Raw genomic sequence first — 25,766 nt, 5'->3', positions numbered from 1 at the left:
GGCCGGTGGCCGGAGGGTGCGGGGCTCGTCGGTTGCGAAGGGCGGAGGAGGCTAGAGCGTCAGGCCCGTCAGGACCATGACCTTCTCGTACGTGAGGTCCTCCATCGCCGAGTGGAGGCCCTCGCGCCCGATCCCCGAATCCTTCACCCCGCCGTACGGCATCTGGTCGGCCCGGTACGACGGCACGTCGCCGATGATCACGCCGCCCACCTCCAGCTCCCGGTTCGCCCGGAAGGCGGCGTCCAGGGAGCGGGTGAACACCCCGGCCTGCAGGCCGTACTTCGAGTCGTTGACCATCGCGTACGCCTCGTCGATCGAGGCGGCGGGCTGGAGGATCATGACGGGGCCGAAGACCTCCTCGCACGCCACCTTGGCGTCGTGCGGGACGTCGGCCAGCACGGTCGGGGCGATCGTGGCGCCCTCGCGGGTGCCCCCGGCCAGGACGCGGGCGCCCGCGGCGACGGCCTCCTGGACCCACTGCTCCACGCGCTCCGCGGCGGCCTCCGAGACCAGCGGGCCCACCTGGGTCTTCTCGTCCGCCGGGTCGCCGGTGACGAGGCCGGAGACGGCCGGGAGGAGGCGCTCGACGAAGGCGTCGTACACGGGCTGCTCGACGATGACCCGCTGCACGGCGATGCAGCTCTGGCCGGCCTGGTAGTTGGAGAAGAGGGCGATGCGCTGCGCCGCCCAGTCGAGGTCGGCGTCGGACAGCACGACGGCGGCGGCGTTGCCGCCCAGTTCGAGCGTCACGTGCTTGCGCGGGACCTGGTCGGCGATGGCGTACCCGACGGGCGCCGAGCCCGTGAAGGACACCACAGGGAGCCGGGGGTCCTGGACGAGCGCCGAGGCGCGCTCGTTCTCGATCGGCAGCACCGAGAACATCCCCGCGGGCAGGTCCGTCTCCGCCAGGATCTCGCCGAGCAGGAGCGAGGAGAGCGGCGTGGCGGGGGCGGGCTTGACGATGACGGGGGCGCCGACGGCGATGGCGGGGGCGACCTTGTGGGCGACCAGGTTCAGCGGGAAGTTGAACGGGGTGATCGCCAGCACGGGCCCGTAGGGGACGCGCGAGACGTACGCCAGCCGCCCGGCCGCGGCGGGCTCGGTGTCGAGCCGCTGCACGTCGCCCGACCAGCGGCGGGCCTCCTCCGCCGCGAAGCGGAACGTGGCGACGGCGCGGTTGACCTCGCCGCGCGCCCAGAAGATCGGCTTGCCGTTCTCGGCCGTGATCAGGTGGGCGATCTCGTCGGCCCGCTCGGCGAGCCGGCGCGACACGTGGGCCAGCGCCTCGGCCCGCACGTGCACGGGCAGCGCGGCGGCCTCCCGCGCCACCGCGTGCGCAGCCGCGATGGCCTCTTCGACCTGGGCATCGGTCGGTACGGAGTGCCGCCCGATCGCACGGCCGTCATGCGGGTTGGTCACAGTGAGCTCGGAGTCCCCGGTCGCGGCGCGGCCGGCCAGCCAGAAGGTACGCACGTCCATGCACACGACGTTATGCCACGCTGGAGATGGGGGATTTACACCAGGGTGCACAAGACTCCCACCAGGGCTCACCGTTAAGTACAAGCCCCCTGGTATACCCATGATGTAACAGAAGTAGACCCAATTCGGGATGTTTACCATGCGGAGTGGTTTGAGCGATCTCCGCCATGGCTAAGTCATCGGTTGCGGGTCTCCAGCGCGGCGGGCCCCCGATCTGAGAAAGGCGTGGGCCCCGTGACCGAACAGCGTGAGGTCACAAGGACGCATAGCTGCTCCTTGGCCGCAGAGGAGGCCTCATGACTTCGGCGCCGCTGGGGCTGCAGGGCGCCTACCTGCTGGGTGAGCGCGCCACCCACGACGAACTCCGCTCCCGCCTCCTCGACGTGGCGGTGAACCTCCTCGAGAGCGACGGGCCCGAGAGCCTGACCATGCGCCGGATCGCGGCCGAGGCGGGATGCACGACGACCGTCATCTACACGATGTTCGGCAACAGGGAGGGGCTGGCGGAGGCGCTCTATCTGGAGGGCTTCGAGCGTTTTCGACGCTTTCTGGAGGCGGTGCCGGCGCGGCGCAACCCGTTCGAGCATCTGAGCGCGCTCGGACCCGCGTACCGCCAGGCGTGCCTGTCGGAGCCCGGCTACTACAGCCTGATGTTCGAGCGGGCGATCCCCGGTTTCGAACCCAGCGAGCGCGCCAGGACCCTGGCCCGCGCCGCCCTGAACATCCTCGACCGGGTGATCGCCGACTGCATCTCCGCCGGCTACCTGGTCCCGACCCAGCCCCGCAAGATCGCGGACGCGCTGTGGGCGGCGGCCCAGGGGGCCATCAGCTTGGAACGCGCCGGTCACCTGCGTGACGGGCGCACGTACGAGGCGGTGACGACGGCGACCATCTGCTGCTATCGGGTGGAGAAGCAGGACTAGCGCGTCATCGGCGGGTGGCTTCGAGCGCGAGCCACAGCTCGGCGCGCACGCCCGGGTCGTCGAGGTCGCGCCCGAGCAGCTCGGTGACGCGTTTCATGCGGTAGCGCAGGGTGTGGCGGTGCACGCCGAGCCGCTGCGCCGCCGCGTCCCAGTGGCCGTTGCTGTCGAGGTACGCGCGTAGCGACTCGACCAGGTCGGCCCGGGACCCGTACGCGGTGAGCGGGGCCAGCAGCGCGGTGGCGAACGCCTGGGCGGCGGCCCGGTCGAGCAGCCCGAGCAGCCCCTGCCCGGCCAGCTCCGCGAACCTCACGACCCGGCCGCGCCCCTTCCCCGGCCCCCCGCCGCTCCCGGGTGCCGCCGCCAGGGCCCGCCTCGCCTGGTCCAGCGCGCCGTTCAGGCCCTCGGGGGCGTAACCGCACGGCAGGCTCACGCCCACCGGCGCGTCCGCCTCCAGCGCCACCTTCTCCGCCACGGTGTCGGGCACGAGGGCGACCGCCAGCGGCCTGTCTGCCAGGGCACCCTCGCCGGTGAGCAGCGCCGCGAACGCGAGCGGCTCCAGCGCCTCCAGCGCGTCGGCGCCCGCCGCCAGCACCGCCAGCGGCTCCTCCGGGAGCCGCCCGCCGAGCGGCTCCAGCACCGCCCGCGCCTGCTCCCGCGCGCCCGACAGCAGCAGCTCCAGTACGGCGGAGCGGGCCCGCCGCGCGGCCTCCAGCTGGGTCCTGCCCTGCTCCAGCGCCAGGGTGAGCAGGGAGCCCGCGGCGTTGATGACCGTGTGGGTCACGGGCGAGAAGGGCTGCCCGCCCCCGACGGCGAAGAAGCCGCGCGGCCGCGCGCCGCCGCCCAGCGGCTGCACCACGATGTGCTCCCCCGGCCCCGACAGCGCCAGGCTCGCAGGCAACGCCCCCACACGCCCGCCACCGCCACCGCCACCGGCGCCCGTCTCCCCGCTAGGGCCCGGCTCCGTAAGCCCGCCTGGCTCCGGATGGCGGCCGGGCTCCACGGGGCGAGGCTCAGCGGCGCGACCGGACTCCGGGTGGCGGGGCGCAGAGGGACGGGTGGCGGTGCGGAGGCGGGAGAGCTCGGAGACGACCGCCTCGGTGTTGGCGCCGCGCGTGGCGTGCCGTACCTCGCCCGCCTCGTCCAGCAGCGCGGCCCACCCCCCGACCTCCTTGGCGAGCCGGTCGATCACCGCATGCATGCCCTCCGGCCGGAGCGCCGCCCGCGTCAGGCGGCCCTGGGCGGCGAAGGCGCGGCTGATCTCGTCGTACTGCTCGGCCGCCAGCAGCTCGCTGACCCCCTTGCCGATCGCGATGAACGGCGTCTCCCGCGGCACCTCGAACAGCGGCAGCCCCGCCTCCTCGGCGGCGGTCACCAGGGCGGGGGGCACCTCCTCGTGCGAGACGCCGACCCCGAAGCCCAGCCCGGCGACGCCGCGGGCCACGAGGCGGGCGACATACTGGGACTGGTCGCCTTCCATCCGCATGCCCGTGGTGAGGAGGAGCTCCCCGCCCTCCAGGTACGGCGTCGGGTCCGCGAGCTCGCTGACCGCCACCCAGCGCACCGCTGCGTCCAGCACGCCGCGGGCCCCATGGCCGGGAATTCCGGCCACCGGCCGGAGCCTCATGCGGCGTACGACGGTCCGGAGCGTAGGCGGCATACGAAATTTGTCCATTCCGGCAAAGACGACCCCCTTCAGTGTGACATATCGACGTATCGGCGCAGGTGGGAGCCCGCCGTAGCGTCGAGTCCATGAGCATTCCCCAGGAGCGGCGCGTCGTGACCGCGATCCCAGGCCCCAAGTCGCAGGAGTTGCTGGCCCGCAAGCAGGCCGCCGTCCCGCCCGGCATCGGCACCACGCTGCCGGTCTTCGTCACCCGCGCCGGCGGCGGCGTGGTGCAGGACGCCGACGGGAACTCGCTGATCGACTTCGGCTCCGGCATCGCCGTGACCAACGTGGGCAACGCCGCGCCCAAGGTCGTCGAACGCGTCCAGAGGCAGGTCGCCGACTTCACCCACACCTGTTTCATGGTGACCCCGTACGAGTCGTACGTCCGGGTGTGCGAGAAGCTCAACGAGCTGACGCCGGGCGAGCACGAGAAGCGCACGTTCCTGGTGAACTCGGGCGCCGAGGCCGTGGAGAACGCGGTCAAGATCGCCAGGCACGCCACGGGCAGGCAGGCCGTCGTCGTGTTCGACCACGGCTACCACGGCCGCACGCTGCTGACGATGACCCTGACGGCCAAGAACATGCCGTACAAGCACGGCTTCGGCCCGTTCGCGCCGGAGGTGTACCGGGTGCCGCTGGCGTACCCGTACCGCTGGCCCTCCGGCCCCGAGAACTGCGCCGAGGAGGCCGCGGCGCAGGCCATCGACATGATCACCAAGCAGATCGGCCCGGGCAACGTGGCCGCCGTGGTGATCGAGCCGATCGCGGGCGAGGGCGGGTTCATCGAGCCGGCCAAGGGCTTCCTGCCGCGCATCGCGGAGTTCTGCAAGGCCAACGGCATCGTGTTCGTGGCCGACGAGGTGCAGACCGGCTTCGCCAGGACGGGCGACCTGTTCGCCTGCGAGGACGAGGGCGTCGTGCCCGACATCATCACCACGGCCAAGGGCATCGCGGGCGGCCTGCCGCTGGCCGCCGTGACCGGGCGCGCGGAGATCATGGACAAGGTGCACGTCGGCGGCCTCGGCGGCACGTACGGCGGCAACCCCCTGGCCTGCGAGGCCGCGCTCGGCGTGCTGGAGACCATCGAGGAGGAGGGCCTCGTCGCGAAGGCCCGCCGGATCGGCGAGATCATGCTCCCCCGCCTCAAGTCCCTCCAGGAGCGCTTCGACGTGATCGGCGACGTCCGCGGCCGGGGCGCGATGATCGCGATCGAGCTGGTCGAGCCGGGCACCAAGGAGCCGAACCCCACCGCCGTCCAGGAGGTCGTCAAGCGCTGCCACGCCGAGGGCCTGCTGGTCCTGACGGCGGGCACGTACGGAAACGTCCTGCGCTTCCTGCCCCCGCTCGTCATCCCCGAGCACCTGCTTGAGGAGGGCCTCGGCATCCTGGAGAAGGCGATCGCGGAACTCTAGAACAAACCCCACCAATCGGGCATCCGGCTTGCGGCTGGATGTCCGATTTTGTGGTGTAAGTGGCGCCGTTCGGGTAGAGAATTCACCCTGACTTGACGCTCAGCAGGACACTCACGGCCACGGTCAGGGTTATAACGGTTCCGGTATACGGATGGGCGATGACTGCGGGAAGCATGATGAGCTGGAGCCCGACCAGAACGGCGCGGAGCATGTTGACGTTCGACCCTGAGGGCCTGACCTGGGCCCAGCGCGAGGGCGACGCCTGCGTCGTCTGTCACAAGAGATGGCCGCGACCCCGCGTGCGCGTGGGGCGACTGCCCGACGACTCGGCGGTCCTGGCCTGCAACGACTGCGCCGAGGCCCTGCTGCCCACGCCCAAGTCGACGGTGGTGGCCTTCCCGTCCCGCTGAGCGAGCACGTCTCTTACGAGACGCCCCGGGACGGGGGGGAAGGCCCGGGGCGTCCCTTGCGGGCGGCGCCCAGGGGGGAACGGGCGCGTCCGCGGCACTGTCGGTCTCGCTCACTTGGCGAGCAGCGCTGTCCACCTTTTGCCCCAAGTGGCGTAATCAGTGCATTCCCCGCTATCCGCCCGGCAATCCCCGGGAGGCCGTACGGCGAAGGCGACCCGGTCGAGTTTCTTGCCTCGCCCGTACAGGTCGCACATCGCCTTGGCCCGTCCCTTGCACGCCTTGGCGTTGGCCGGGGCCAGCCCCACCCACGCGGCGGCGTCGCGCTGGGCGTTGGCCGCGGTCACCCAGTTGAGCCACCGGTAGGCACAGGTGGTGTCGGGGACGTTCACGCCGAGCATCCAGGAGTCCACCCAGCCGGTCGTCTCGGGCGTCTGGAGCGCCTTGACCGGCTTTCCGGCCTTCTGCAGGAGCAGGCGGTAGTACGGGGTGGCCTGGGCGTAGTCGAGCGACCCGGTCGCGAACCCCTGCACCAGGTCGATCGGGCTGCGCCAGTACGTGCGCCCCTTGCTCTGCTCGAGCAGCGCCACCGCGCGGTCGAGCTCGTCCTGGCTCAGCTCGTACGGGTCCTTCGCCGAGCCGTCGGCCAGCGCGGCGTCGGCGATCGTCAGCGGGCTGTCCCTGAGCGCCACCCGGTCGGAGGCGAACGCCTGCTTCAGATCGCCCTTGACCTTGGTCGAGTCGTAGATGAACTCGTGATAGCCCCACAGGTACGGCACGCCGTACACCTTGCCGGACACGGTGGACATGTCGCGGAAGCGCTTGTCGATGTCGTCGTAGCCGCTCACCTTGGCCGGGTCGATGGGCTGCGCCTGCTTGTCCTCGATCAGCTTGGCGGCCAGCGCGGGCCCGGCGGAGATGACGTCGTACGGCCGCTGGGCGGACAGGTCCTCCATCTCCTTCGCGCTCTGCACGGTGTCGAGCTTGGCGATCCGGCAGCCGGTCTCCTTCTCGAAGTTGCCCACCCAGTTGACCTTGGGGCTGGTGCCGCCGTACTCGGCGTAACCGCGGTAGGTGAGGATCTGGAGCGTGCCGTCGCTCTGCGTCGCGCTCGGCGTGGGGGTGGGGCTGGGGCTGGGAGTGCGTGTGGGGGCGGGGGTCGGACGGGCCGCGCCCATGCCTGCGATCAGCACCGACGCGGCGAGCGCCAGGGCATAACCACGACGACGATTCACGATGTCCCCCCCTGTCCCCATGTGCTGGGTCCGTGTGCTGGAGCTTACCGGGGAGTGGGGCGGGAGGGACGCTCGTCCCGCCCGCCCCGGGCGTGGCACGCCTATTTGTTCGTGGGGAAGCCGAGGTTCACGCCGCCGTGCGAGGGGTCGAGCCAGCGCGAGGTGACGACCTTGCCGCGGGTGTAGAAGTGCACGCCCTCGGTGCCGTGCACGTGCGTGTCGCCGAAGAGTGAGGACTTCCAGCCGCCGAAGCTGTAGAAGGCCATCGGCACCGGGATGGGCACGTTGATGCCGACCATGCCGACCTCGACCTCGTTCTGGAAGCGCCTGGCCGCGCCGCCGTCGTTGGTGAAGATCGCGGTGCCGTTGCCGTACAGGCCGCCGTTGATGATCTCCAGGCCCTCCTCGTACGAGGACACCCGCACGATCGACAGGACCGGCCCGAAGATCTCGTCCGTGTGCGTCCGCGAGCCGGGCGGGACGTGGTCGAGCACGGTCGGGCCGAGCCAGAAGCCGGGCGTGTCCGCCGCCTTGCCGCCGCCGAGCACGGCCGTCTCGCGGCCGTCCACGACCAGCTTGGCGCCCTCCTCGACGCCGAGGTCGAGGTAGGAGGCGACCTTGTCGCGGTGCACCTCGGTGACCAGCGGCCCCATCTGGGACTTCGGGTCGTCGCCGGGGCCGATCACCAGCTTGTCCACCCGCTCGACGATCTTCTGGACGAGCTCGTCGCCGATCGGGTCCACGGCCAGCACGACGGAGATCGCCATGCACCGCTCCCCCGCCGAGCCGAACCCCGCCGACACCGCCGAGTCCGCCACCAGGTCGAGGTCGGCGTCCGGGAGCACCAGCATGTGGTTCTTGGCGCCGCCGAGGGCCTGCACGCGCTTGCCGTGCGCGGTGCCGGTCTCGTAGACGTACCTGGCGATCGGGGTGGAGCCGACGAACGACACGGCGCGCACGTCGGGGTGCTCCAGCAGCCGGTCCACGGCGGCCTTGTCGCCCTGCACGACGTTGAAGACGCCGTCGGGCAGCCCGGCCTCCTGCCAGAGCCGCGCCATGAGCAGCGAGGCCGACGGGTCCTTCTCCGACGGCTTGAGCACGAAGGCGTTCCCGCACGCGATCGCGACCGGGTACATCCACATCGGCACCATGGCCGGGAAGTTGAACGGCGTGATGCCGGCCACGACGCCCAGCGGCTGGCGGATCGAGTAGGAGTCGACCCGGGTCGAGACGCCCTCGGAGAAGCCGCCCTTGAGCAGGTGGGGGATCCCGCAGGCGAACTCCACGACCTCCAGGCCGCGGGCCACCTCGCCGAGCGCGTCGGAGTGGACCTTGCCGTGCTCGGCGGAGATCAGCGCGGCCAGCTCGTCGCGGTGCGCGTACATGAGCTCGCGGAAGCGGAACAGCACCTGCGCCCGCTTGACCAGCGACGCGTCCCGCCAGGCGGGGAAGGCCGCCACGGCGGCGGCCACGGCCGCGTCCACGTCGGCCGCGGCGGCCAGCGCCACGTGGCCGCTGACCTCGCCGGTCGCGGGGTTGAAGAGCTCGGCGGCGCGGGAGTCCCCGTCCGCGAGCGCTCCGTTGATCCAGTGCTTGACGGACTTCACTGAGCTGCTGCCTCTGCGTTGATGGTTTCCAGGGCGGTCACGATGATGCCGAGACCCTCGACGGCCTCGTCCACCGTAAGGGTCAGGGGCGGGGCCATGCGGATGGCGGTCCCGTACAGGCCGCCCTTGCCCGCCAGCAGGCCCGCCTTCTTGGTCTCCTCCATGAAGCGGGCGGCCTGGGCGGGGCTCTCCAGCTCGACGGCGAACATCAGGCCCTTGCCGCGCACGCTCCTGACCACGGGCAGGCGCCTGGCGGCCTCCTTGAGGCCGCTGATGATGATCTCGCCCGTACGCGCGGCGTTGGCCTGCAGGTCGTGGTCGAGCACGTAGTCGAGGGTGGCGTTGGCGGCGGCCATGGAGATCGGGTTGCCGCCGAACGTGGCCAGGCCCACGGCGTGCGGGGCGTCCATCAGGTCGCCGCGCGCCACGACGCCGCCGACGGCGAAGCCGTTGCCCAGCCCCTTGGCGAAGGTCATCATGTCGGGGGTCACGCCGTGGTTGCCGATGCCGAAGAACGAGCTGCCCGTACGGCCCCAGCCGGTCTGCACCTCGTCCGAGATGAACAGGATGCCCTGCTCGTCCAGGACCTCCTTGTACGCGGCGAACAGCCCGTCGGGGGCCATCGTGAACCCGCCCACGCCCTGGATCGGCTCGGCGATCAGCGCCGCCACGTCGTTGGAGACGGCGGTGGCCAGGACGTGGCGCAGGTCGTCCACGCACGCCTGGATGTACTCGGCGTCCGACATGCCCTTGAACTGCGCGAGGTGCCGGTCGGCGCCGTGCAGGAAGGTCACGTTGAGCGGGGAGAGCGAGTTGTTCTTCCAGGAGCGGTTGGAGGTGACGCCGATCGTGCCGAAGCTGCGCCCGTGGTAGCTCTGCCGCATGGCGAGCACCTGGTCGCTCTTGCGCGCGTACGTGGCCAGGAGCAGGGCGGTCTCGTTGGCCTCGGTGCCGGAGTTGGTGAAGAAGACCTTGGCGTCGGGGATGCCGGAGACCCGCGCGATCTTCTCGGCCAGCTCGATCTGGCCGCGCAGCAGGTAGACGGTGCTGGTGTGCACCACCCCGGTGGCGATCTGGCGCTCGACGGCCTCGCGCACCTCGGGCACGTCGTAGCCGATCATGTTGGTCAGGATTCCGGCGAAGAAGTCCAGGTAGCTCTTGCCGTCCGCGTCGATGACACGGTTGCCCTTGCCGCTGACGATCTCGATGGGGTCGTTGTAGTTGAGGGCCAACCAGTTCGGCATGACTGCCCGGTGGCGCGCGAGTAGCTCCGACATGCTACCGAGTATCCCTTTTCTTCGCCTCGGGCCGTAACTACAACCTGTCGGCGGAGGGAAAAACCCGCTTACACCCTGCAAACGTCCCCTAGGGGATGTCCCGTCCGTCTGGCGATGTACGCGGACGGCGGCCTCTACGCCGCCGGAGGCACCGCGAATGACCACTGGCGGGCGACGACCGGGGCCGTGGCGGTCGGCCACCATCGGATCATCCCGGAAACGAAGGAGAGATCGAGATGACCGTCACCGTCGACCACCGCCCCGAAGCGCCCGCCGGCCCGCCCAAGCTGGACCGCGACCAGCTCCGCCGGGCCCAGCAGGACACGCTGGACACCCCGCGCATGAAGTACAGCCTGCTGGCCAAGATGATGTTCAAGCCCGTGGACATCATGTACGGCAAGCAGGGCTCGTACACGAAGTTCGCCATGCTGGAGATCATCGCCCGGGTGCCGTACCAGGCGTGGGAGCGGATGGGCTACTGGGCCGTGCACCACCATCGGGGCCGCTCGGCGCTGGCCAGACGGATCTTCGAGCGGATCGTGGAGGCCCGCGCCGACCAGGACAACGAGCAGTGGCACCTGCTGATCCTGCAGGACCTGGTGCAGCGCACCGGGCAGCGGCAGACCTGGCTGCTGCACCGGGCCGCGCCCTGGCTGATCGCGTTCTTCTACTACCACGTGTCCTGGGTGCTGTTCCTGGTCAGGCCGGACTGGAGCTACCGGCTGAACGCGGAGTTCGAGGACCACGCCGAGCACGGGTACATGACGTTCGTGGCCGAGAACCCGGAGCTGGACTTCGTGCCCGACCCCGGCACGTACGCCGCCGAGTACGGCCGCTACCGCTCGGTGGCCGACCTGCTGCGGCAGATCGGCCACGACGAGCGCACCCACAAGCTCGACAGCCTGGAGAGCATGCGGGAGCCGCGTGTCCGCTAGGGGACCTTCACCGGTTCCGGGGCGGCGGCGACCGGGCGGAGCACGGCCATCGCGAGCAGCGCGGCGGCCACGCAGAACGCGGCCCCGACCCACGAACCCAGGTGCATGGCCGACGTGAACGCCTGGTTGCCGGCCTCGGCGAAGCCCGACAGGTGCGCGCCGCCGATCGACTCCCTGGCGGCGGCGGGCAGGTCGGCCGGCATCTGCGAGGTGTACTGCCCGGCCAGCACGCTGCCCAGGATCGCGATGCTCATCGCCATGCCGACCTGCTGGACGGTGTCGTTGAGCGCCGACCCGACGCCGGCGTGCTCCATGGGGATGGCGCTCATGAGCGAGGAGTACGCGGACGGCCCGGCCAGCCCGCCGCCGATGCCCATGATCACCAGCCCGGTCAGGAGCGGGAGGTATCCGGTGGTCGTGGCCATGACGACGAACCCGCCGGCCATCACCAGCAGGCCGGCCCCGATCAGCACCCGGTTGCTGGCCTTCTTGCCCAGGCCGGCGCCCACGCCGTTGAAGATCGCGGCGGCCACGCCGTAGGGGAGCATGGCCAGACCGGCCTGCATCTCCTTGTAGCCCAGCACGAACTGCAGGTACTGGGTCAGCATGAGCATCACGGCGCCCGCGCCGAAGGCCATCAGCAGGATCGAGAACGACGCGCCGCTGAAGTTGCGGTTGGCGAACAGGTGCAGGGGCAGCATCGGCTGCGCCTGCTTGCGCTCCCAGACCACGAAGCCGCCGAGGGCGAGGACGGCGATCGCGATGCCGATCACGTTCCACTCGCGCTCGATGATGACGTACACGGCCGCCGTCAGGCCGACGGTCGACAGCACCACGCCCACCGGGTCGATCTTCCGCCCGCTGCTGCGGCTCTCGGGCATGAGCACGACGGCGGCCACGATGGCGATCGCCGCGATGGGGATGTTGACCAGGAAGACCGAGCCCCACCAGAAGTGCTCCAGCATGAGGCCGCCCAGGGTGGGGCCCGACACCATGCCGACCAGGGCCACCGCGCTCCAGGAGGCCATCGCCTTACGCCGCTCCGTCTCGTCGAAGACGGTCATCAGGATCGACAGCGTCGAGGGCATGACCAGCGATCCGCCGATGCCCATCAGCGCGCGGGCGGCGATGAGCTGCCAGGGCTCGGTGACGAGCACGGCCAGCAGCGACGCGCCGCCGAAGAAGGCCAGGCCGACGATCAGGAACAGGCGGCGGCCGTACTTGTCGGACAGGCTGCCCGAGGTGAGCAGCAGACCGGCGTAGGCGAGCACGTACGCGTCGATGATCCATTGGATGTCCGACGGCGTCGCGCCCATTTCCTCGTTCAGCGAGGGGATGGCGAGGTTGAGAACGGTGTTGTCGACGACAAGCACCAGCAGCGCCAAGCAGAGTACGACGAGAATCCACCAGCGGCGGGGGTCTCGTACAGTGTTCGAGTCCACTCGCACAGCGTACGACAACTCTCGTACAGTGTGCGAGTGGATTTATCCTTGGAGGATGACCGGCAAGCAGTTCGCCTCCGTCTGGCTTCGCGAGCCGCGCAAGACCGCGAGCCCGGGGCGCAGCCGTGACGAGATCGTCCGCGCCGCGATCGAGATCCTCGACGCGGAGGGCCTCGGCGGGCTCAGCATGCGCAAGCTGGGCGCCAAGCTGAGCGCGGGCGCCACCAGCATCTACTGGTACGTCGCCCACAAGGACGAGCTCCTGGAACTGGTCTACGACCAGGTCTGGGGCGAGATGAGCATGCCCGAGCCGGAGGACGTCGGCTGGCGCGACGCGGCCTCGGTCCTGGCCTACAGCATGCGATCGGTGATCCTGCGCCACCCGTGGGCGGCCGACCTCCTCGGCCGCATGCCCGCGCTCGGCCCCAACGCCATCCAGGTCGCCGACCGGATGCGCCGGATGTTCAAGCTGGCCGGGTTCGAGGGGATGGACGTCGACTACGCCGGCAGCACGCTCACCGCCTACATCTACGGCATGACCATCCCCGAGGTCGCCTGGAACTCCACCATGGGCGAGCACGAGTACGACCCCGACGAGATGCGGGCGATGGTCGCCAGGGCGGTCAGGGACTTTCCCGACATGCTGGAGCGCATGGACATGAGCGCCTACGACGATCCGCAGACCGTCCGCCAGGTGGCCTTCGACTTCGGGCTGGTGTCGGTGCTCGACGGCCTTGAGCGGCGGCTGGCGACGTAGCAGGATTCGGGCATGAGCGAGCGAGCGACCCATCACAGTCGGCCCATGAGCGATTTCCGTGCCGCCCGCGATTTCCTCCTGCACGCCGACCCCGCCACCGCCCGCCGCGACTTCCGCTGGCCGGAGCTCGCGGAGTTCAACTGGGCGCTCGACTGGTTCGACGGGGTGCTGGCCGCCGAGACCCCCGACGCCGTCGCTCTCAAGATCGTGGGAGCGAGCAGCGCCCGCTACACGTTCGCCGAGCTGTCCGCCCGCTCCGGCCAGGTCGCCAACTGGCTGCACCGGCAGGGCGTGCGCCGGGGCGACCGGGTCCTGCTCATGCTGGGCAACCAGGCCGAGCTGTGGGAGTCGCTGCTGGCCGCGATGAAGCTGGGCGCGGTCATCATCCCGGCCACGACGCTGCTGACCGCCAAGGACGTCTCGGAGCGCATCGTCAGGGGCGGGGTCGCCCACGTGATCGCCAACGCCGCCGACGCGGGCAAGTTCGAGGCCGGCGAATACACGAAGATCGCCGTCGGCGACGCCTACAACTGGCTGCCGTACCACGAGGCGTACGAGGAGGACCCGCTCTTCGTCCCCGACGCGCCGACCCGGGCGAGCGACCCGCTGCTGCTCTACTTCACCTCCGGCACGACCTCGCAGCCGAAGCTGGTCGAGCACACGCACGCGTCCTATCCGGCCGGGCACCTGTCGACGATGTTCTGGATCGGGCTGAGGCCGGGCGACGTGCACCTCAACGTGTCCTCGCCCGGATGGGCCAAGCACGCCTGGAGCAACGTCTTCGCCCCGTGGAACGCGGGCGCCACCGTGCTGATCCACGACTACCGGCGCTTCTCCGCGCCCGCGCTGCTGGAGGTGCTGCGGGACGAGCGGGTCACCACGTTCTGCGCGCCGCCGACCGTGTGGCGGATGCTCATCCAGGAGGACCTGGCGGCGTTGCAGCGGCGAACGATCAGGCCCGAGAGCGGTAGCTCGCGTGACCAGCGAGGGCCAAGTGAGCGCGACCATGACTCGCAGCTGCCGCTGCGCACGGCCGTGGCCGCCGGCGAACCGCTCAACCCGGAGATCATCGACCAGGTCGCCAAGGCGTGGGGCATCACGATCAGGGACGGCTACGGCCAGACCGAGACCACCGCGCAGATCGGGAACGCGCCGGACGAGCCGGTCAAGCCCGGATCGATGGGGCGTCCGCTGCCCGGCTACGACGTCGTGCTGATCGACCCCGTGAGCGGCAGACCGGGGAACGACGGTGAGATCTGCCTGCCGCTGGACGCCCGCCGCCCCCTAGGCCTCATGTCTGGATATATCGGTGGATCGAGTGATGCGATGCGCGGCGGTTTCTACCACACCGGCGACGTCGCCACCCGCGACGAGGACGGCTACATCACCTACGTCGGCAGGACCGACGACGTCTTCAAGGCCTCCGACTACCGCATCTCGCCGTTCGAGCTGGAGAGCGTGCTGCTGGAGCACGCCGCCGTGGCCGAGGCCGCCGTCGTGCCCGCCCCCGATCCGGTGCGCCTGGCCGTACCGAAGGCCTATGTGACGCTCGCGCCCGGGTTCGAGCCGGACGAGGCGACCGCACGCTCGATCTTCGAGCACTGCCGCAGAGAGCTCGCCCCCTACAAGCGGGTGCGGCGGCTGGAGTTCGCCGAGCTGCCCAAGACGATCTCCGGCAAGATTCGCCGGGTCGAGCTACGGGTGCGGGAACCTCGCCAGGAGTACCGGGAGGAGGACCTCAGCTCGTGACAAAGCGTAAATGGGAGCATGGCCGTTCTTACAGAACGATCGGCTAGGCTCTGCCCCGTGTTGCCCACCATCGCCGATGTCCTCGCACTGGAGACCGTACGCCGGGGCAGTCCGCGCGTGGTCGCGGGCGCCGACCGGCTCGACACCAGGGTCCGGTGGGTGCACGTCGGCGAGATCGCCGACCTCGCCCACCTGCTGCGCGGCGGGGAGCTGGTGCTCACCACGGGCGTGGCGCTGCCGGAAGACCCGGAGAAGCTCGCCGACTACATCGGCGACCTCGCCTCCGTGGGCGCCTCGGGGCTGATCGTCGAGCTGGGCCGCAGGTTCGTCAAGGAGCTGCCGCCCACCGTGGTCAAGAGAGCCGAGGAGCACGGGCTGCCGCTCATCGTGCTGGACCGCGAGACGCCGTTCGTGCAGATCACCGAGTCCGTGCATGCGCGGATCATCGACATCCAGCTGGAGGAGCTGCGGGCCTCCGAGCAGCTCCACGAGGTCTTCACCGAGCTGTCGGTCGAGGGGGCCTCGCCCGCCGAGGTGCTGGCGCAGGTGGCCCGGTTGTCCAACCGGCCCGTGCTGCTGGAGAACCTCGCCCACCAGGTGCTGGCCTGCGAGTCCGCCGGGCGCGACGCGGGCGCGCTGCTGGCCGGCTGGGAGGCCAGGTCCAGGGGCGTGGCCCCGGCCGAGCGGACCGCGTACGACCCCGCCTCCGGATGGGTGATCACCACGGTGGGCGCGCGCGGGCAGGACTGGGGTCGGCTGATCCTGATCTGCGACTCGGCACCGACGCCGCGCGACATGGTGCTGGCCGAGCGCGCCGCCACCACGCTCGCCCTTGGCCGCCTGCTCGAACGCCACCAGGAGTCGCTCGAACGCCAGGCGCACGGCACGATCATCACCGGCATCCTGACCCACGCCTACGCCGACCCCGACGAGGCCGCCGCCCGCGCCAGGGCCGTCGGCGTGCCGCTCACGGGACGCAAGCTGATCAGCGTGGTCATCAGGCCCACCGAGCCGGCCGACCAGGCACTCGACGGCCAGGCCCAGCTCGGCGAGCTGGCCGAGGCCACCGCTGCCGCCTGCCGCGACGCCCGCCTGCCCGCCCTCGTCGGCGCCCTCGACCAGGAGCGCGTCGGCGTCCTGCTGCCCCTCCCGCCCCGCACCCAGGCCGAGCCCGCGCTGACCGCGCTCGCCGAGCGGCTGCGCGTGCTGTGGCGGCCGGGCGGGCTCGCGTTCGTGCTGGCGGCGGGCTCGGTCGTGGAGTCGATCAGGGACGTACGGCGCAGCTTCCTGGAGGCCGAGCAGGTCGCCGACGTGGCCGTCCGCCAGCCGGACGGGCGCCCCTTCTACCGGCTACCCGACCTGCGCCTGCGGGGGCTGCTCCACCTGCTGCGCGACGACGCCCGGCTGCAGACGTTCGCGGAACGGGAGCTGGGGCCGCTGCTGGCGCACGACGCCCAGCGGGGCGGCGACCTGACCCGGATCCTGCGCATCTACCTCGACGCGGGACGCAACAAGGCGGTCGCCGCGCAGAAGGCCCACCTGTCCAGGCCCGCCTTCTACGACCGCCTGCGCCGCCTCGAACGCGTCCTCGACACCGACCTGGACGACGTCGAGTCCTGCATGTCCCTGCACGTGGCGCTGCTGGCCCTGGAGTCCTTCCGCCGCGAACCCCGCTGACCGCCCCGGCCGCCTGGCGTCGCGTGCGTGCCCCTCTTCTTCAACGCCGTCGCGAACCCCGCTGACCGCTCCGGGCGCCTAGCGTCGCATTCGTGCCCCTCTTCTTCAACGCCGTGGAGTCCGCGGCGCACCGGCTGTCGATCGTGCCTCCGATCCTCGACTACTTCGGCGTCCTGGGCCTGCACGCGCTCGTCGCGGCGGCCAGGACGGGCGTCTTCGACGCCCTGCGCGAGCGCCCGTCCACCGGCGCGGAGCTCGCCGCCACGCTCGGCCTGGACGCCCGCTCCTCGGACCTGCTGTTACGCTCCCTGGCCGGGCTCGGCTACCTGCGGGTCCGCAGGGGCCGCTACCGCCTGACCCGCGCCTCGCGGCTGTGGTTCACGACGGACTCGCCGCAGTCCCTGGTGGCGGGGCTGGAGTTCTGGGAACGTACGGCGTGCGTGATCTGGCCCCGGCTGGCGGAGGCGGTGCGCGACGGGGTGCCCGCCACGCCCTTCTACGAGCTGCTGGAAGGCGATCCCGAGCTGTCCCGGTCGTTCCAGGCGTGGACGGCGGCGCTGGCCGGGCGGCAGGCGCCGGCGATGGCCAGGGCCGTCCCGGTGCCGCGCGGCGCCCGGCGGGTGCTGGACGTGGGCGGCGGCCACGGCCGGTTCAGCCTGGAGCTGCTGCGGCGCCACCCCCGGCTCCACGCCACCGTGCTGGACCTGCCGCAGGCGCTCAAGGCCACCGCCGCCCATCCCCGGCTGAGCGTGCGTGCCGGGTCGTTCCTGGACGGCGACCTGGGCGGCGGGTACGACATCGCGCTGCTGTTCAACGTCGTGCACGGGCTGGACGACGCGCAGGCCGCCACCCTCCTGGGGCGGGTGGCGGCGGCCCTCAACCCGGGCGGGACGGTCGTGGTGGGCGACCAGTTCGGGGACAGCGTCATGCCCGGCCGGGCCAGCCGCGCCCTGCTGGGCCTGCTGGACCTGAACTATCTGGTCACGGCCGGTGGCAGGGTGCGCGGGTTCCGGGAGGTGTCGGAGCTGCTGCGGGCGGCGGGCTTCCACGCACCCCGGCACCGCCGCCCCCTCCGCTCCGTCCCCACCGAACTGGCCCTGGCCTCCCTCCCCACCCACCGGCCGCACTGACCTTTTACGCGCCACTGGAAGCCCGCGTCGCCACGGACCCCTCGGGAAGCCCGCCGCCGCCACGACCCCCTCAGGAAGCCCATCGCCGCCCGCCGGCCTGCCCCGCTAGAAGCCCATCGCCGCCCGAACCTCCTCCAGCGTCATGATCGCCCGCTCTCTGGCCGCCGCGTTCCCCTCGGCCAGGACCTGCCGCACCTCCTCCTCGGTGTGCTCGGCGCGGCGCCTCCTGATCGGCCGCAGGAACTCGTTGACCGCCTCGGTGGCCAGCTTCTTGAGCGCCGACGCGCCCCCGTCCCCGATCTCGTCGGCGATGTCCTGCGGCGAGCGGCCGAGGCAGAGGCCGGCCAGGGTGAGCAGGTTCGCCACCTGGGGCCGGTGCGTCTCGTCGAAGGTGATCACCCGGTCGGAGTCGGTACGGGCCTTGCGGATGAGGGCGGCCGTCTCGTCCTCGGTGGCCGACAGGGCGATCGCGTTGCCGCGGCTCTTGCTCATCTTGCCGCCGTCGAGCCCCTGCAGCAGCGGCCGTTCGCCCATCATGGCCTCAGGCTCGGGGAACACCTCGCCGTACCGCTCGTTGAAGCGGCGCGCCACCAGCCGCGTCACCTCCACGTGCGGGAGCTGGTCCTTGCCCACGGGCACCAGCGTGCCCTTGCAGAACAGGATGTCGGCCGCCTGGTGCACCGGATAGGTGAACATCAGGCCGCTGACCGCCCGCTGCGAGCTGTGCGCGATCTCGTCCTTGACCGTGGGGTTGCGGTGCAGCTCGGAGACCGACACCAGGCTCAGGAAAGGCAGCAGCAGCTGGTTCAGCTCGGGAATGGCGCTGTGCTGGAAGATCGTCACCTTGGCCGGGTCGATGCCCACCGCGAGATAGTCGAGCAGCAGCTCGGTGATGTTGCGTTGGATCGCGCCGGGCAGATCGCGGTCGGTGATCACCTGGTAGTCGGCGATCAGCACGTACATCGGGAACTTGTCCTGCAACGTGACGCGGTTGGCCAGCGAGCCGAAGTAGTGGCCCAGGTGCAGCGGTCCGGTCGGACGGTCACCGGTGAGGACGACGTCGTTCATTTCGGTCTCTCTTTCAGGTCACGCCGTCTCGGAGAGGACCGCACGCTCGCAGGGCCGTCTCGGAGACGGCCCGGGCATGGGGAATCAGCGGCCGTCTGTCGGCCGCCACCACATGCTGATGCGAGTCATAAACGAAGTGTATCCGTTTGCGGTGTCAATCTCGTAACCTCTTTTACCGTTTGGCGTGTTCGCCTGCCCCGGTGACCATGATCTCGCCAGTATGGTGCGGTCCCTTTTCCGCCCTCTGGAGAATTCATGTCTCGACGCACCCTCGCCGGCGGCCTGGCCATAGCCGCCGCGCTCACCCTCACCACCCTGCCCGCCGCGGCGGAGCAGGCGTCGGTGCGGTTCCCGTCGGCCAAGTTCCCGCTGGGCAGCAGGCCCGTGCCGACCAAGACGATGACCGCCGTCGCGCAGGGCATCGACCTGTACGACGTGAAGGCCGGCTCGGCGACCGACGGCTACACGGTGACCGTGCTGATGCCGAGCGGCCGCGACTACGGCATGCAGACGACGGCCGAGGCCAAGGCCGCCGAGGTGGAGGCCGCCGGGGAGACCCCCAGCGTGCAGAAGGTGGTACGGCCGAGCGTCGCCGACGCCCCCTCCCAGACCGTGTACATGGTCCGGGTCGGCCTCTGGTCCCTCGACGACAAGAAGAAGGCCGAGGAGACCGCCAAGAAGCTCAAGGAAGCCGGGCTGAAGGTCAAGGTCGACTACCTCGGCGACGACGGGCTCAAGACCACCGGTCCCTGGGACGTCAAGGTCGTGATGATCGACGCCGGGGCGTTCGGCGGCTCGTTCGCGTCCTCGCTCGGCACCAGCGTGGCCAAGCGGGAGACCGTCTCGTCGATGGTCAAGGCCCAGAACGCGCTGCTCGGCGTCAACGGCGGCTTCTTCAACATCCACACCGACAAGGCGCTGCGCGGCGAGCCCGTCGGCGCGTCCGTGGTCAGGGGCAAGCTGCTCAGCGAGGCCGTCCCCGGCCGCTCGGCCGTCGTCCTCAAGGGCCGTACGGCCAAGATCACCGAGCTCAAGACCACCGTCATCGCCACCTCCCAGGACGGCGAGAAGGCCGAGGTCAACGGCGTCAACCGGGCCGTCACGACGGACGAGCTGGTGCTCTACACCGAGGAGTGGGGCGCCAAGACGCCCACCGGCGGAACCGACGCCGTCCTCGACGCCAACGGCAAGGTCGTCGGCGTGCGCGAGTCGGGCGCCGCGGTGGCCGCCGGGACGCGGGTGCTGCACGGCAACGGCCAGGCCGCCGACTGGCTCAACGAGCACGCCTTCCAGGACTGGACGGTCAAGGTCGACACCAAGGTCGTGGATCTGCGTACCGGCAAGGCGCTCGCGCTGACCCCGGACCTCAACGTGATCGCGGGCAGCGTCGGCCTCGTGCGGAACGGCAGGGTGAAGATCACCGCCAAGCAGGACGGCCACGACTCCGTCAACATGATCCTGCGCCGCCACCCGCGCACCCTCCTCGGCACCACGAGGAACGGCAGCCTCATCATCGCCACCATCGACGGCCGCAACCCCGGCGTGACCGTGGGGGCGAACTTCCAGGAGGCCGCCCAGTTCATGCGGTGGCTGGGGGCCACGCAGGCCATCAACCTGGACGGGGGCGGCTCGACGGCCATGGTGGTCGGCAACAAGCTGATCAACCGCCCCTCGGACGGCGTGGAGCGCGGCGTCGGCGACGCCCTCCTGGTCCTGCCCAAGTAACACACCCCGGGCCCGAGCCGTAGCCGTGCCGCTGGGGCATGGCTACGGCTCGGGCACTCGGACATCTTCGCCGTCGTGGCGGACCGATAGCGGACATCGACCGCCGAGGCGGGATCACCTTCGCCGATGGGGCACAACTGCGCCTCGCCCCCCGAGATCTTCGCCGGTGTGGCAGGCCCGTTCACGACCGAGGCGGGATCACCATCTCCGATGGGGGCGCGGCTACCCCCCTACCCCGGGGACCTTCGCCGTTGCGGCGGCCCAGTAGCGGACATTCACGACCCAGCCGGGACCACCTTCGCCGATGAGAGCACGGCTACGGCCCCGCCCACCCCGAGGACCTTCGCCGTCATGGCAGGCCAAGAGCGCACGTTCACGACCGAGGCGGAATCACCTTCGCCTACGAGGCACGACTGCGCCCCCGCCTACTCCGGGACCTTCGCCGTTGTGGCGGGCCGGTAGCGGACATTCACGACCGAGGCGGGGTCGCCCTCGCCGAGCCGGTGGAGGCGGATCGGCTCGCCGCCGGGGTTGTCGTACAGCCGGATACCCTCACCCAGCAGGACCGGCGCGATGTGCAGGTCGATCTCGTCGATCAGGCCCAGTTCGAGCAGCTGGCGGCCGATGGTCGGCGAGAACACCTCCAGGTTCTTGCCCCCGGCCGCCTCCAGACCGATCCGCACCGCCTCGGCCGGGTCGCAGCTCAGGAACGTGACCCCGTCGGCGGGCGTCGCGTCCTCGGGATGGTGGGTGAGCACGAAGAGCGGCCCCTTCCAGGCGCCACCGTAGATGCCGCCAGGATCCGGGTAATGGTCCCAACCGTCTCGACCGCCCAGCACCGCACCCGTGGTCTCGACGTACTCATCGACCAGGCTCGGCCGGAACGAGGCCCCGGCCACCCAGTCCATCTCGTGGTTCGGCCCCGCCACGAACCCGTCCAGCGACATCGTGAAGTGCCAGAGCACCTTTCCACCCGCGGTCTGCGGCTCGGTGTCGCTCATTCGTCGCCCCCTACATCTGCTTGCGATTTGCAATCGGTAGGCTCACGCTAGGCCACCCGGTGGTAGATTGCAACCAGTTCGGAGGTGAGGTGCGAGTTGGCGGAGTCGGCGCGTTCGGGTTGTCCGATCAATGCCGCGGTCGAGGCGTTCGGTGACAGCTGGAGCCTGCTCGTGCTGCGGGACGTGATGTTCGGGAGTCGGCGCTACTTCAGGGAGCTGCTCGCCGGCTCCGAGGAGGGGATCGCCTCCAACATCCTGGCCGACAGGCTGAAGCGCCTGGTCAACGCGGGCCTGCTGACCCGCGAGGACGCGGGGCCCGGACGGCGGGCCGCCTACAGCCTGACGGAGGCGTCGATCCAGCTGGTGCCGATCTTCGCACAGCTCGGCGAGTGGGGGCTGCGCCACCGCCCGACCACCAAGCGGCTGCGGGTACGAGCGGAGCTGCTCGCGGCCGGCGGTCCGGAGCTGTGGAACGAGTTCATGGCCGAGCTGCGGACCATCCACCTCGGCGCCCCGCCCCCGGAACGGGACGGCCCGAGCGTCATGGAACGCCTGGCCAAGGCCTACACCGACGCGCTCTGACGCCTCAAGTGGAGTCGGACGCAACGTCATGATGGAACGCCTCGCCAAGGCCTACCGCCACCGCACTCTGACGCCTTAAGTGCAGTCGGACGCGGCGCCCTGTCGTCGCTCGAGACGTGCGCCAGCCGCGCGACGGCCATGGCGCGGTGCACGGCACGGTACACGGCGGTCATGGCGCGGCACGGTCACACGGCGGTCATGGTGGTGCGCGGCACCGTCACGCGGCCGTCATGGCAACATGCGCAACGCCGACATCCAGCCATCATGGCAACGTGCGGAACGCCATCGCGAGGCGGTCACGGCGACGTACGCAACACCGACAGCCGGACATCATGGCCCACATACACCGCGCCGACACCCAGTCGTCATGGCGACGTACGCGACGCCGGCGCGCGATGTGCGGGCGTCCGGCCTCAGGCGTCCACCGGCAGTCCCATGTCCGGTTTCACGGCCTTCATCGCGAGGTGCGACGTCACCTGCGCCACCCCCGGCAGCCCGGAGAGCGTCTCGGAGTAGAACCGCTCGTACGCCGCCAGATCTGCCACCGCCACCCGCAGCAGGAAGTCCGGGTCACCGAAGAGCCGGTGCGCCTCCACCACCTCCGGCATCCCCGCCACCAGCCGCTCGAACTCCGCCACCGTGTCGTGATCCTCATACCTCATCACCACGGTGACGAACGCCTGGAACCCCCGTCCCACCGCGTCCCCGTCGACCAGCGCCCGGTAGCCGCGGATGACGCCGGACTCCTCCAGCTGGCGCACCCGGCGCAGGCACGGCGAGGGCGTGAGCCCGACGCGGTCGGCCAGCTCGGTGTTGCTCAGCCGCCCGTCCCGCTGCAGCTCCTGGAGGATCCTGCGGTCAATCCTGTCCACAGCGCAATATCCTGCCACTCCGCCGCCCGAAGCAGCACAAAGAGGCCATCGCGTGCCAGCCCTCCTTGACTACCGTCCCACAAGGAGGTGGTTCTCATGGACGCTCGGCTGGTGGTGCTCTTCCTGGGCATGGACCTGCTGCTGATCTGCACGCCGGGCCCGGACATGCTCTACGTCATGGCCCGCTCGCTCGGCCAGGGCCGCCGCACCGGCCTCACGGCGGTGGCGGGGATCTGCTCGGGCTACACCGTGCACACGGTCCTGGCCGCCGCGGGGCTCGCCGCCGCACTTCGCGCGGTTCCCGCCGCATTGCCCGCGATGCGGTACGCCGGCGCGGCCTATCTGATCTTCCTGGCGATCAAGACTCTGGCGTCACTCAAGAACTCCGCCACCCCAGTCCCGGGCGCGACGCCGCAGCCCGCGGGCCGGGTGTTGCGGCAGAGCATGCTCACAGCCCTGCTCAACCCGAAGGGCGTGCTGCTCTACCTGTCTCTGATGCCGCAGTTCATCTCCACGGAGACGGGCATCCCCCTGGGTTTCCAACTCGCCGCACTCGGCCTGCTCCACGTCGCGAACTGCGCCGTCCTGTACGGCCTGCTCGCCCTGGCCACGGCACGGGCCAGCCACGCCCTGACCCGGACGCCGAAGGCCGCCCGCCGGATCTCGGCCGTCTCCGGCACGATGCTCCTGGTGGTCGCGGCCGCCACGCTCGGCACCCATTGACCACTAAAAGGGTCTTGAACACAAAAAAAAGGGGGTCCGACGCACAAGGCGTCGAACCCCCTCAAAGATTGTCCGGCGGCGACCTACTCTCCCACACCCTCCCGAGTGCAGTACCATCGGCGCAGAGAAGCTTAACTTCCGGGTTCGGAATGTAACCGGGTGTTTCCTTCCCGCCATAACCGCCGTAACTCTGCGAAACAGCCGCTTGCTGTCTCAGAATCACATAATGGACGCGAGCAACGACTTAGAAAGTCTGCTTTGTGGTCAAGTCCTCGGCCTATTAGTACCGGTCAGCTCCACACGTTACCGCGCTTCCACCTCCGGCCTATCAACCCGGTCGTCTACCGGGAGCCTTACCCCCTCACAGGGTGGGAGACCTCATCTCAAGGCAAGCTTCCCGCTTAGATGCTTTCAGCGGTTATCCCTCCCGAACGTAGCCAACCAGCCGTGCACCTGGCGGTACAACTGGCACACCAGAGGTTCGTCCGTCCCGGTCCTCTCGTACTAGGGACAGCCCCTTTCAAGTCTCCTGCGCGCGCAGCGGATAGGGACCGAACTGTCTCGCGACGTTCTAAACCCAGCTCGCGTACCGCTTTAATGGGCGAACAGCCCAACCCTTGGGACCTACTCCAGCCCCAGGATGCGACGAGCCGACATCGAGGTGCCAAACCATCCCGTCGATATGGACTCTTGGGGAAGATCAGCCTGTTATCCCCGGGGTACCTTTTAGCCGTTGAGCGACACCGCTTCCACACGCCGATGCCGGATCACTAGTCCCAGCTTTCGCTCCTGCTCGACCCGTCAGTCTCACAGTCAAGCTCCCTTGTGCACTTACACTCAACACCTGATTGCCAACCAGGCTGAGGGAACCTTTGGGCGCCTCCGTTACCCTTTGGGAGGCAACCGCCCCAGTTAAACTACCCACCAGACACTGTCCCCGATCCGGATCACGGACCAGAGTTAGACATCCAAAACGACCAGAGTGGTATTTCACCAATGACTCCACCCGAACTAGCGTCCGAGCTTCCCAGTCTCCCACCTATCCTACACAAGCCGTTCCAAACACCAATGTCAAGCTGTAGTGAAGGTCCCGGGGTCTTTCCGTCCTGCTGCGCGAAACGAGCATCTTTACTCGTACTGCAATTTCACCGGGTCTGCGGTTGAGACAGCGGGGAAGTCGTTACGCCATTCGTGCAGGTCGGAACTTACCCGACAAGGAATTTCGCTACCTTAGGATGGTTATAGTTACCACCGCCGTTTACCGGCGCTTAAGTTCTCACCTTCGCCAGCCGAAACTGACTAAGCGGTCCCCTTAACGTTCCGGCACCGGGCAGGCGTCAGTCCGTATACATCGTCTTACGACTTCGCACGGACCTGTGTTTTTAGTAAACAGTCGCTTCCCCCTGGCCACTGCGACCCCCACCAGCTCCGAGTGCAAAACCCATCACCAGCAGAGGTCCCCCTTCTCCCGAAGTTACGGGGGCAATTTGCCGAGTTCCTTAACCACAGTTCACCCGATCGCCTTAGTATTCTCTACCTGACCACCTGAGTCGGTTTAGGGTACGGGCCGCCACAACACTCGCTAGAGGCTTTTCTCGGCAGCATAGGATCATCCACTTCACCACAATCGGCTCGGCATCACATCTCAGGCTTAAGGAACGCGGATTTGCCTACGTTCCGCCCTACATGCTTACCCCAGGACAACCATCGCCTGGGCTGGACTACCTTCCTGCGTCACCCCATCGCTTACCTACTACCCGATCGGATCGAGCGTTCACTCTGACCCCAAGCCCGAAGGCCCGAGCGAGTTAAGGACTCTTAGCATCACGAGGTTCGATATGGGCGCGTTGAAGCGGGTACGGGAATATCAACCCGTTGTCCATCGACTACGCCTGTCGGCCTCGCCTTAGGTCCCGACTTACCCTGGGCGGATTAGCCTGCCCCAGGAACCCTTGGTCATCCGGCGCGAGGGTTTCTCACCCTCGATTCGCTACTCATGCCTGCATTCTCACTCGCACAGCCTCCACAACTAGATCACTCTGCTGCTTCACCGGCTGCACGACGCTCCCCTACCCACCAACAACACTTGGCTGTCAGTG

The 25,766-nt window shown here is 69.7% G+C and carries 20 protein-coding genes and 2 rRNA genes (1 of these 22 cut by a window edge); 11 read left to right on the top strand and 11 right to left on the bottom strand.

The annotated features are described in order from the left end of the window. Positions 1–51: 51 nt before the first annotated feature. Positions 52–1,479: an aldehyde dehydrogenase family protein gene (locus tag HD596_RS24495; RefSeq protein ID WP_185071662.1), complete on the bottom strand. Its 1,428-nt coding sequence runs from the start codon at positions 1,477–1,479 to the stop codon at positions 52–54. A gap of 296 nt (positions 1,480–1,775) precedes the next feature. On the opposite strand from HD596_RS24495, the gene HD596_RS24490 reads away from it, so the two are divergent. Next, positions 1,776–2,402: a TetR/AcrR family transcriptional regulator gene (locus HD596_RS24490; RefSeq protein WP_185071661.1), complete on the top strand. Its 627-nt coding sequence runs from the start codon at positions 1,776–1,778 to the stop codon at positions 2,400–2,402. A gap of 4 nt (positions 2,403–2,406) precedes the next feature. Here HD596_RS24490 and HD596_RS24485 read toward each other — a convergent pair whose 3' ends face one another. Further along, a complete protein-coding gene (locus HD596_RS24485) occupies positions 2,407–4,026 on the bottom strand; it encodes a PucR family transcriptional regulator (protein ID WP_376775874.1) in 1,620 nt (539 codons plus the stop codon). Between the two features lie 125 nt (positions 4,027–4,151). Here HD596_RS24485 and gabT point away from each other — a divergent pair, with 125 nt between their 5' ends. Continuing rightward, positions 4,152–5,480 (top strand): 4-aminobutyrate--2-oxoglutarate transaminase, encoded by a 1,329-nt coding sequence (gabT, locus tag HD596_RS24480; protein WP_185071659.1) that lies wholly within the window; start codon positions 4,152–4,154, stop codon positions 5,478–5,480. A gap of 158 nt (positions 5,481–5,638) precedes the next feature. Next, entirely contained in the window at positions 5,639–5,890 is a 252-nt protein-coding gene (locus HD596_RS24475; protein ID WP_246554772.1) for a hypothetical protein, read from the top strand. A 110-nt stretch (positions 5,891–6,000) separates the two neighbouring features. Here the strand turns inward: HD596_RS24475 and HD596_RS24470 are convergent, their stop codons facing one another. The 3 genes from HD596_RS24470 to HD596_RS24460 all read right to left on the bottom strand — a co-directional run bounded on the left by HD596_RS24470 (position 6,001) and on the right by HD596_RS24460 (position 10,006). Beyond that, the gene (locus HD596_RS24470) at positions 6,001–7,122 is read right to left on the bottom strand and encodes an extracellular solute-binding protein (RefSeq protein ID WP_185071658.1); all 1,122 of its coding nucleotides are present in this window, start codon (positions 7,120–7,122) and stop codon (positions 6,001–6,003) included. Positions 7,123–7,223: 101 nt separating this feature from the next. Then, positions 7,224–8,729, bottom strand: coding sequence for a CoA-acylating methylmalonate-semialdehyde dehydrogenase (locus HD596_RS24465; RefSeq protein ID WP_185071657.1), 1,506 nt, complete (start codon positions 8,727–8,729; stop codon positions 7,224–7,226). Beyond that, positions 8,726–10,006 carry an aspartate aminotransferase family protein gene (locus HD596_RS24460; RefSeq protein ID WP_185071656.1) on the bottom strand — a complete coding sequence of 427 codons (1,281 nt, stop codon included), beginning with the start codon at positions 10,004–10,006 and terminating at the stop codon, positions 8,726–8,728. The genes HD596_RS24465 and HD596_RS24460 overlap by 4 nt, the downstream gene beginning before the upstream one ends. A gap of 236 nt (positions 10,007–10,242) precedes the next feature. Here HD596_RS24460 and HD596_RS24455 point away from each other — a divergent pair, with 236 nt between their 5' ends. After that, the gene (locus tag HD596_RS24455) at positions 10,243–10,941 is read left to right on the top strand and encodes an alternative oxidase (protein ID WP_185071655.1); all 699 of its coding nucleotides are present in this window, start codon (positions 10,243–10,245) and stop codon (positions 10,939–10,941) included. Here the strand turns inward: HD596_RS24455 and HD596_RS24450 are convergent. Then, the gene (locus HD596_RS24450) at positions 10,938–12,383 is read right to left on the bottom strand and encodes an MFS transporter (RefSeq protein WP_185071654.1); all 1,446 of its coding nucleotides are present in this window, start codon (positions 12,381–12,383) and stop codon (positions 10,938–10,940) included. The two genes, HD596_RS24455 and HD596_RS24450, sit on opposite strands and share 4 nt — an antisense overlap. A gap of 55 nt (positions 12,384–12,438) precedes the next feature. On the opposite strand from HD596_RS24450, the gene HD596_RS24445 reads away from it, so the two are divergent. The 4 genes from HD596_RS24445 (at position 12,439) to HD596_RS24430 (ending at position 17,696) form a co-directional block, all read left to right on the top strand. Continuing rightward, a complete protein-coding gene (locus tag HD596_RS24445) occupies positions 12,439–13,140 on the top strand; it encodes a TetR/AcrR family transcriptional regulator (RefSeq protein WP_185071653.1) in 702 nt (233 codons plus the stop codon). Positions 13,141–13,185: 45 nt separating this feature from the next. Then, positions 13,186–14,889, top strand: a complete 1,704-nt coding sequence (locus HD596_RS24440) for an AMP-binding protein (protein ID WP_185071652.1) — start codon at positions 13,186–13,188, stop codon at positions 14,887–14,889. Between the two features lie 57 nt (positions 14,890–14,946). Further along, on the top strand, positions 14,947–16,566 hold the full coding sequence (locus tag HD596_RS24435; RefSeq protein ID WP_185071651.1) for a PucR family transcriptional regulator: 1,620 nt from the start codon (positions 14,947–14,949) through the stop codon (positions 16,564–16,566). Positions 16,567–16,658: 92 nt separating this feature from the next. Further along, the gene (locus HD596_RS24430) at positions 16,659–17,696 is read left to right on the top strand and encodes a methyltransferase (protein WP_185071650.1); all 1,038 of its coding nucleotides are present in this window, start codon (positions 16,659–16,661) and stop codon (positions 17,694–17,696) included. A 105-nt stretch (positions 17,697–17,801) separates the two neighbouring features. Here the strand turns inward: HD596_RS24430 and trpS are convergent, their stop codons facing one another. Further along, complete coding sequence (gene trpS, locus HD596_RS24425; protein ID WP_185071649.1) at positions 17,802–18,764, bottom strand: tryptophan--tRNA ligase; 963 nt, start codon at positions 18,762–18,764, stop codon at positions 17,802–17,804. 255 nt (positions 18,765–19,019) lie between these two features. Between trpS and HD596_RS24420 the strand changes: the two genes are divergently transcribed. Next, complete coding sequence (locus tag HD596_RS24420) at positions 19,020–20,489, top strand: phosphodiester glycosidase family protein (protein ID WP_185071648.1); 1,470 nt, start codon at positions 19,020–19,022, stop codon at positions 20,487–20,489. Between the two features lie 425 nt (positions 20,490–20,914). Here the strand turns inward: HD596_RS24420 and HD596_RS24415 are convergent, their stop codons facing one another. Further along, entirely contained in the window at positions 20,915–21,490 is a 576-nt protein-coding gene (locus tag HD596_RS24415; protein WP_185071647.1) for a dihydrofolate reductase family protein, read from the bottom strand. A 96-nt stretch (positions 21,491–21,586) separates the two neighbouring features. On the opposite strand from HD596_RS24415, the gene HD596_RS24410 reads away from it, so the two are divergent. Continuing rightward, the gene (locus tag HD596_RS24410) at positions 21,587–22,072 is read left to right on the top strand and encodes a winged helix-turn-helix transcriptional regulator (RefSeq protein WP_185071646.1); all 486 of its coding nucleotides are present in this window, start codon (positions 21,587–21,589) and stop codon (positions 22,070–22,072) included. Positions 22,073–22,485: 413 nt separating this feature from the next. Here HD596_RS24410 and HD596_RS24405 read toward each other — a convergent pair whose 3' ends face one another. After that, entirely contained in the window at positions 22,486–22,944 is a 459-nt protein-coding gene (locus tag HD596_RS24405) for an Lrp/AsnC family transcriptional regulator (protein WP_185071645.1), read from the bottom strand. A gap of 96 nt (positions 22,945–23,040) precedes the next feature. Between HD596_RS24405 and HD596_RS24400 the strand changes: the two genes are divergently transcribed. Next, the gene (locus HD596_RS24400) at positions 23,041–23,667 is read left to right on the top strand and encodes a LysE family translocator (protein ID WP_185071644.1); all 627 of its coding nucleotides are present in this window, start codon (positions 23,041–23,043) and stop codon (positions 23,665–23,667) included. Positions 23,668–23,737: 70 nt separating this feature from the next. Here the strand turns inward: HD596_RS24400 and rrf are convergent. Further along, a 5S ribosomal RNA gene (rrf, locus tag HD596_RS24395) occupies positions 23,738–23,854 on the bottom strand. A 73-nt stretch (positions 23,855–23,927) separates the two neighbouring features. After that, positions 23,928–25,766 (bottom strand): 23S ribosomal RNA (locus HD596_RS24390); it runs 1,265 nt beyond the window's last position.

Source organism: Nonomuraea jabiensis, from assembly GCF_014204795.1.
Classification (GTDB): domain Bacteria; phylum Actinomycetota; class Actinomycetes; order Streptosporangiales; family Streptosporangiaceae; genus Nonomuraea; species Nonomuraea jabiensis.
Note: the sequence above shows the minus strand (reverse complement) of the source record. Positions and strands in the feature narration are given on the sequence as shown.

Bases quoted from the DNA above. Each gene is read 5' to 3' on its own strand.
- HD596_RS24495 (WP_185071662.1), bottom strand. From the start codon at position 1,479: ATGGACGTGCGTACCTTCTGGCTGGCCGGCCGCGCCGCGACCGGGGAC.
- HD596_RS24490 (WP_185071661.1), top strand. From the start codon at position 1,776: ATGACTTCGGCGCCGCTGGGGCTGCAGGGCGCCTACCTGCTGGGTGAG.
- HD596_RS24485 (WP_376775874.1), bottom strand. From the start codon at position 4,026: ATGAGGCTCCGGCCGGTGGCCGGAATTCCCGGCCATGGGGCCCGCGGC.
- gabT (WP_185071659.1), top strand. From the start codon at position 4,152: ATGAGCATTCCCCAGGAGCGGCGCGTCGTGACCGCGATCCCAGGCCCC.
- HD596_RS24475 (WP_246554772.1), top strand. From the start codon at position 5,639: ATGACTGCGGGAAGCATGATGAGCTGGAGCCCGACCAGAACGGCGCGG.
- HD596_RS24460 (WP_185071656.1), bottom strand. From the start codon at position 10,006: ATGTCGGAGCTACTCGCGCGCCACCGGGCAGTCATGCCGAACTGGTTG.
- HD596_RS24455 (WP_185071655.1), top strand. From the start codon at position 10,243: ATGACCGTCACCGTCGACCACCGCCCCGAAGCGCCCGCCGGCCCGCCC.
- HD596_RS24445 (WP_185071653.1), top strand. From the start codon at position 12,439: ATGACCGGCAAGCAGTTCGCCTCCGTCTGGCTTCGCGAGCCGCGCAAG.
- HD596_RS24440 (WP_185071652.1), top strand. From the start codon at position 13,186: ATGAGCGATTTCCGTGCCGCCCGCGATTTCCTCCTGCACGCCGACCCC.
- trpS (WP_185071649.1), bottom strand. From the start codon at position 18,764: ATGAACGACGTCGTCCTCACCGGTGACCGTCCGACCGGACCGCTGCAC.
- HD596_RS24420 (WP_185071648.1), top strand. From the start codon at position 19,020: ATGTCTCGACGCACCCTCGCCGGCGGCCTGGCCATAGCCGCCGCGCTC.
- HD596_RS24415 (WP_185071647.1), bottom strand. From the start codon at position 21,490: ATGAGCGACACCGAGCCGCAGACCGCGGGTGGAAAGGTGCTCTGGCAC.
- HD596_RS24400 (WP_185071644.1), top strand. From the start codon at position 23,041: ATGGACGCTCGGCTGGTGGTGCTCTTCCTGGGCATGGACCTGCTGCTG.